Here is a 5,991-nt window from a genome sequence, read left to right as displayed (position 1 = left end):
TGATGGGCGCGCGGCGCCCACGGTCTGCGTTGCCCGATTTTCACCCAACCACGCTGGTAAGCCCGCTTATGACAACTTCTTCGCTTCCCCTGGACACGGACCGCGCCGCCCTGCTGGCGCGGCTGGCCGAGCCGTGCGTCTACGACCTGGCCGTCATCGGCGGTGGCGCCACGGGCCTGGGCGTGGCGCTGGACGCGGTGGCGCGGGGCTTCAAGGTGCTGCTGCTCGAGTCGCACGATTTTGCCAAAGGCACGTCGTCGCGCGCGACCAAGCTGGTGCATGGCGGCGTGCGCTACCTGGCCCAGGGCAATATCGCGCTGGTGCGCGAAGCCCTGCACGAGCGCACCACCTTGCTGCGCAACGCGCCCCATCTGGCGCAGCCCCTGGCGTTCGTGATGCCTTCATACCGCCTGCTCGACACGCCGTTCTATGGCGCGGGCCTGAAGATGTATGACGCGCTGGCCGGCAAGGCGGGCCTGGGCGCGACCGAGTTCCTGAGCCGCGACAGGACGGTTTCGCTGCTGCCCACGGCGCGCACCCAGGGCCTCAAGGGCGGCGTCAAGTATTGGGACGGCCAGTTCGACGATGCGCGCCTGGCGCTCGCATTGGCGCGCACCGCCGCGGCCAAGGGCGCGCTGCTGGTCAATTACTGCCCGGCCAAGGAGCTGCTGCACGAAGACGGCAAGGTCACGGGCGTGGTCTGCGAGGACGCCGAAACCGGCACGGTCTACCGCGTGCGCGCCAAGTGTGTGGTGAACGCAACAGGTCCGTGGGTCGACCTGTTCCGCCAGCTCGACGGCAAGGCGCTGGGTCGCGAAGTCAAGCCCATGGTCGCGCCCAGCCAGGGCGTGCATGTGGTCGTGGACCGCGAATTCCTGCCCACCGACCACGCGCTGCTGATTCCCAAGACCGCCGACGGCCGCGTGCTGTTCGCCGTGCCGTGGCTGGGCAAAGTGATCCTGGGAACGACCGACACGCCGCGCAACGACCTGGCGCGCGAGCCGCTGCCGTTCCCCGAGGAAGTCGAATTCATCCTGTCGGAAGCCGGCAAGTACCTGGTGCGCCAGCCGACGCGTGCCGACGTGCGCAGCATGTGGGTGGGCTTGCGGCCGCTGGTCAAGCCCCAGGACGATGACGGCGACCACACCAAGAAGATCAGCCGCGAGCACACGGTGATGAGCAGCCGCTCGGGCCTGGTCACCGTGACCGGCGGCAAGTGGACCACCTACCGCGCGATGGCCGAGGATGTTCTGCGCGAATGCTTTGCCACGGGCCAGCTGCCCGAGCGCGCGGGCGGCGTCACGGTGAACCTGCCGCTGATCGGCGCGCCGGCCGGCGGTGAATTGCTCAAGGGCATGAATGCGCCCCAGGGCCTGCACTCGTATGGCACCGAAGCCGCGGCCGTGGCCGCGCTGCCCGGCGCCGACGTCTGGCTGGTCGACGGCCTGAGCGAAGCCATGGTGCGCTTCGCGGTGCGCCATGAATATGCGCGCAGCGTCGAAGACGTGCTCGCGCGCCGCAGCCGCCTGCTGTTCCTCGACGCCCAGCGCGCGGTGGCCATCGCGCCGCGCGTCGCGGCCCTGATCGAGGAAGAGCTGGGCCGCGATGCGGGCTTGACCGCGTTCCACTCGCTCGCGCGCCAGTATTTGCCACAGGCCCAGTGATGTCAAAAATGAGAGCACTCCGGACGACATCGGTTTGGCGTGCTCACTTTATGAAATCGGTCCACAAGGCTGCATAAGCCTCGTAAGCTACTGATTTCATAGCGTTTTCGCAGTCCGCAGAGGTCGCCGCCGGCCTCTGTTGCAATCGCGCCGCACATGCCCGCGCCGACCCGCAGCTTTGGGCCGGCAAAACGGGCTAAGCGGTTGACGTGCAAAGGAAATTCTGCGAGAATCGAATGCTTCACGTTTAATGCGTGAGGTTTCTGCCCAGCGGGAAGCGTTGCAAAATGGTTTGCGACGTGGACGACGGGCCCAAGACTGACTGGCTGGTCGCAGCCCTTGAGAAGTACTCTGGGGCTGTCCAAGCTGGTGCAAGTTGGGAATATTGAAATGATCCAAACAGAATCTCGGTTAGAGGTTGCCGACAACACCGGCGCTAAGTCCGTCCTGTGCATCAAGGTGCTGGGTGGTTCGAAGCGTCGCTATGCAAGTGTTGGCGACATCATCAAGGTGAGCGTTAAAGAAGCTGCTCCACGCGGCCGCGTCAAAAAAGGCGAGGTCTACAGTGCAGTGGTCGTGCGCACGGCGAAGGGTATTCGCCGCGCTGACGGTTCGCTCGTGAAATTTGACGGCAATGCAGCAGTTCTGCTCAACGCCAAGCTTGAGCCCATCGGCACTCGCATCTTTGGACCCGTGACGCGTGAACTGCGTACCGAAAAGTTCATGAAGATCGTGTCCCTGGCACCTGAAGTTCTCTAAAGGAAAGTGCAATGAACAAGATTCGCAAGGGCGACCAAGTCATCGTGCTGACTGGCCGTGACAAGGGCAAGCAAGGCGTCGTGGCGCTGCGCAAGGACGATTCTTACGTGTTGATCGATGGCATCAACCTCGTGAAGAAGCACGTCAAGCCAAACCCCATGAAGGGCACCACCGGCGGTATCGTGGAAAAGGCCATGCCTATCCACCAATCCAACGTGGCTATTTTCAATGCAGCTACTGGCAAGGCCGATCGCGTGGGCATCAAGCTCAGCGCCGACGGCAAGCGCGTTCGCGTGTACAAGTCCAGCGGCGCTGAAATCAAGGCGGCCTAAGGGGTAAAACATGGCACGACTGCAAAAACTGTATCGCGAAAAAATCGCGGCTGAACTCAAGGAAAAGTTCGGCTACACCTCCTCCATGGAAGTGCCCCGTCTGACCAAGATCACCCTGAACATGGGTGTGAGCGAAGCCGTGGCCGACAAGAAGGTGATGGACAACGCTGTGGCTGACCTGACCAAGATCGCTGGTCAAAAGCCCGTGGTGACCAAGGCCAAGAAGGCTATCGCTGGTTTCAAGATCCGTGAAGGCCAAGCTATTGGCTGCATGGTGACCCTGCGTGGCGTTCAGATGTACGAATTCCTGGACCGTTTCGTCACCGTGGCTCTGCCCCGCGTGCGTGACTTCCGTGGTATCTCGGGCCGTTCGTTCGATGGTCGCGGCAACTACAACGTTGGCGTCAAAGAACAGATCATCTTCCCTGAAATTGAGTACGACAAGGTCGACGCACTGCGCGGTCTCAATATCAGCATCACCACTACGGCGAAGAACGACGAAGAGTGCAAGGCACTGCTCGCCGCTTTCCGCTTCCCGTTCAAGAACTGAGGTAGCGCATGGCAAAAGTAGCATTGATCCAGCGCGAACTGAAGCGCGAAAAGCTGGCAGCCAAGTACGCTGCTAAGTACACCGAGCTGAAGGCCATCGCCGGCGACGCAAAGCGTAGCGACGAAGAGCGTGATGCAGCCCGCCTGGGCCTGCAAAAGCTCCCGCGCAACGCCAACCCTACACGTCAACGTAACCGCTGCGCAATCACCGGTCGCCCACGTGGCACGTTCCGCCAATTTGGTCTGGCACGCGCAAAGATCCGTGAACTGGCTTTCGCAGGCGACATCCCCGGTGTCACCAAGGCCAGCTGGTAAGCAAGCAGGAGAGATTAAACATGAGCATGAGTGATCCCATCGCTGACTTGCTGACCCGCATCCGCAATGCACAAATGGTCGCCAAGACCACCGTGACGGCCCCTTCTTCCAAAGTGAAGGTTGCCATCGCCCAAGTGCTGAAGGATGAAGGCTATATCGACGGTTTCCAAGTGAAGACCGAAGACGGCAAGGCTGAACTCGAAATCACCCTGAAGTACTACGCGGGTCGTCCCGTGATCGAGCGCATCGAGCGCGTGAGCCGTCCCGGCCTGCGCGTGTACAAGGGCCGTGATGCAATTCCACAAGTCATGAATGGCTTGGGCGTGGCTATCGTGACCACCCCCCAGGGCGTGATGACCGATCGTAAAGCACGTGCTACCGGTGTCGGTGGCGAAGTGCTTTGCTATGTGGCCTAACGTGACATTGAAGGAGAAATACTGAAATGTCTCGCGTAGCAAAAATGCCTGTGACCATCCCCGCTGGCGTGGATGTGTCCATCAATGACGCACAAATCAGTGTGAAGGGCACTGGCGGCACTCTGTCGCTGGCCCAGAACGCACTGGTGAAGGTGACCAATGCCGACGGCAAGCTCTCTTTCGAGCCCGCCAACGACTCCCGTGAAGCCAATGCCATGAGCGGTACCCAGCGTCAGCTGGTGAACAACATGGTTACTGGCGTGACCAAGGGTTTCGAGAAGAAGCTGACGCTGATTGGCGTGGGTTTCAAGGCCGCTGCTTCGGGTTCCAAGCTGAACCTGGCCATCGGTTTCTCGCACCCCGTGAACTTCGAAATGCCCGCTGGCATCACGGTAGCCACCCCGATCCCGACCGAAATCGTGATCAAGGGTTCGGACCGCCAAGTGGTGGGCCAACTGGCCGCTGAGATCCGTGCTGTTCGTCCTCCCGAGCCCTACAAGGGCAAGGGTATCCGTTATGCGGACGAAAAAGTCACGATCAAAGAGACCAAGAAGAAATAAGGAGCTGCAATATGTTGACCAAGAAAGAGCAGCGTCTCCGTCGTGCACGTCAGACCCGCATCCGCATTGCCCAGCAAGGCGTGGCGCGTCTGAGCGTGAACCGCACCAACCTCCACATCTACGCCAGCGTGATCTCTGGCGACGGCACCACGGTGCTGGCCAGTGCATCCACTGCCGAAGCCGAAGTGCGTACGTCGCTCGGCGGCGCCGGCAAGGGTGGCAACACTGCTGCAGCAACCCTGATCGGCAAGCGCATTGCTGAAAAGGCAAAGGCTGCCGGTGTCGAGAAGGTTGCATTCGATCGCGCAGGTTTCGCTTACCACGGTCGCGTCAAGGCTCTGGCCGACGCAGCCCGTGAAGCTGGCCTGCAGTTCTAAGCGGAGCGGATAAAAATGGCTAAATTTTCCCCCAAAGTGCAAGACGAAGGTCGTGACGACGGTCTGCGCGAAAAAATGATCGCGGTCAACCGCGTCACCAAGGTTGTGAAGGGCGGTCGTATTCTCGGCTTCGCTGCACTGACCGTGGTTGGCGACGGTGACGGCCGTGTTGGCATGGGCAAGGGCAAGTCGAAAGAAGTGCCCGCTTCCGTGCAAAAGGCGATGGAAGAAGCTCGCCGCAACATGATCAAGGTGTCCCTGAAGAACGGCACGATCCATCACATGGTTAACGGTCACCACGGTGCCGCTTCCGTCATGATGGCTCCCGCTCCCAAGGGTACCGGCATCATCGCCGGCGGCCCGATGCGCGCCGTGTTCGAAGTGTTGGGTATCACGGACATCGTGGCCAAGAGCCATGGTTCCTCCAACCCTTACAACATGGTTCGCGCCACGTTAGACGCCCTGACTCGTTCCACGACCCCCTCGGAAGTGGCATCGAAGCGCGGCAAGTCGGTCGAAGACATCTTCGCCTGATTGGAGTCCACATGACGACGCAACAAACTGTCAAGATTCAACTGGTGCGCAGCCCTATCGGCACCAAGGAATCGCATCGCGCCACCGTTCGCGGCCTGGGTCTGCGCAAGCTCAATAGCATCAGCGAGCTGCAAGACACTCCCGAAGTCCGTGGCATGATCAACAAGATCAGCTATCTGGTCAAGGTCCTCTGAAAGGATTGATGATGGAACTCAATAGCATCAAGCCTGCAGACGGCTCCAAGCACGCCAAGCGCCGCGTTGGTCGCGGCATCGGCTCCGGCCTGGGCAAGACTGCCGGCCGTGGCCACAAGGGTCAAAAATCGCGTTCGGGCGGCTACCACAAGGTCGGCTTCGAAGGCGGTCAAATGCCTCTGCAACGCCGTTTGCCCAAGCGCGGTTTCAAGTCGCACCTGCTGAAGTTCAATGCAGAAGTGACTCTGACTGCCCTCGAGCAACTCGGTCTGGCCGAAGTCGATCTGGCTG

Annotated in this window: 11 protein-coding genes; all 11 read left to right on the top strand. The window is 60.9% G+C overall.

Going from position 1 to position 5,991, the window contains the following annotated elements; all coding sequences use genetic code 11:
* Window positions 1-68: 68 nt before the first annotated feature.
* Window positions 69-1,664 carry a glycerol-3-phosphate dehydrogenase/oxidase gene (locus D3H34_RS30660; RefSeq protein ID WP_119558618.1) on the top strand — a complete coding sequence of 532 codons (1,596 nt, stop codon included), beginning with the start codon at window positions 69-71 and terminating at the stop codon, window positions 1,662-1,664.
* Between the two features lie 390 nt (window positions 1,665-2,054).
* Window positions 2,055-2,423, top strand: a complete 369-nt coding sequence (rplN, locus tag D3H34_RS30655; RefSeq protein ID WP_119558617.1) for a 50S ribosomal protein L14 — start codon at window positions 2,055-2,057, stop codon at window positions 2,421-2,423.
* An 11-nt stretch (window positions 2,424-2,434) separates the two neighbouring features.
* Window positions 2,435-2,755: a 50S ribosomal protein L24 gene (gene rplX, locus D3H34_RS30650; RefSeq protein ID WP_119558616.1), complete on the top strand. Its 321-nt coding sequence runs from the start codon at window positions 2,435-2,437 to the stop codon at window positions 2,753-2,755.
* A gap of 10 nt (window positions 2,756-2,765) precedes the next feature.
* Entirely contained in the window at window positions 2,766-3,305 is a 540-nt protein-coding gene (gene rplE / locus D3H34_RS30645) for a 50S ribosomal protein L5 (protein ID WP_119558615.1), read from the top strand.
* Between the two features lie 8 nt (window positions 3,306-3,313).
* Window positions 3,314-3,619: a 30S ribosomal protein S14 gene (gene rpsN, locus D3H34_RS30640; protein ID WP_119558614.1), complete on the top strand. Its 306-nt coding sequence runs from the start codon at window positions 3,314-3,316 to the stop codon at window positions 3,617-3,619.
* Window positions 3,620-3,639: 20 nt separating this feature from the next.
* Entirely contained in the window at window positions 3,640-4,035 is a 396-nt protein-coding gene (rpsH, locus tag D3H34_RS30635) for a 30S ribosomal protein S8 (RefSeq protein WP_119558613.1), read from the top strand.
* A 26-nt stretch (window positions 4,036-4,061) separates the two neighbouring features.
* Window positions 4,062-4,595, top strand: a complete 534-nt coding sequence (gene rplF, locus D3H34_RS30630) for a 50S ribosomal protein L6 (protein ID WP_119558612.1) — start codon at window positions 4,062-4,064, stop codon at window positions 4,593-4,595.
* Window positions 4,596-4,606: 11 nt separating this feature from the next.
* Window positions 4,607-4,972, top strand: a complete 366-nt coding sequence (gene rplR / locus D3H34_RS30625; RefSeq protein ID WP_119558611.1) for a 50S ribosomal protein L18 — start codon at window positions 4,607-4,609, stop codon at window positions 4,970-4,972.
* Between the two features lie 15 nt (window positions 4,973-4,987).
* Window positions 4,988-5,506, top strand: a complete 519-nt coding sequence (rpsE, locus tag D3H34_RS30620) for a 30S ribosomal protein S5 (RefSeq protein WP_119558610.1) — start codon at window positions 4,988-4,990, stop codon at window positions 5,504-5,506.
* Window positions 5,507-5,517: 11 nt separating this feature from the next.
* The gene (rpmD, locus tag D3H34_RS30615; protein ID WP_119558609.1) at window positions 5,518-5,700 is read left to right on the top strand and encodes a 50S ribosomal protein L30; all 183 of its coding nucleotides are present in this window, start codon (window positions 5,518-5,520) and stop codon (window positions 5,698-5,700) included.
* Between the two features lie 11 nt (window positions 5,701-5,711).
* The coding region (gene rplO / locus D3H34_RS30610; RefSeq protein WP_119558608.1) for a 50S ribosomal protein L15 at window positions 5,712-5,991 on the top strand (280 nt) is incomplete at its 3' end.

The sequence above is a fragment of the Acidovorax cavernicola genome (assembly GCF_003581445.1).
The sequence above is the reverse complement of the archived record's forward strand: the minus strand, read 5'-3'. Positions and strand labels throughout refer to the sequence as shown.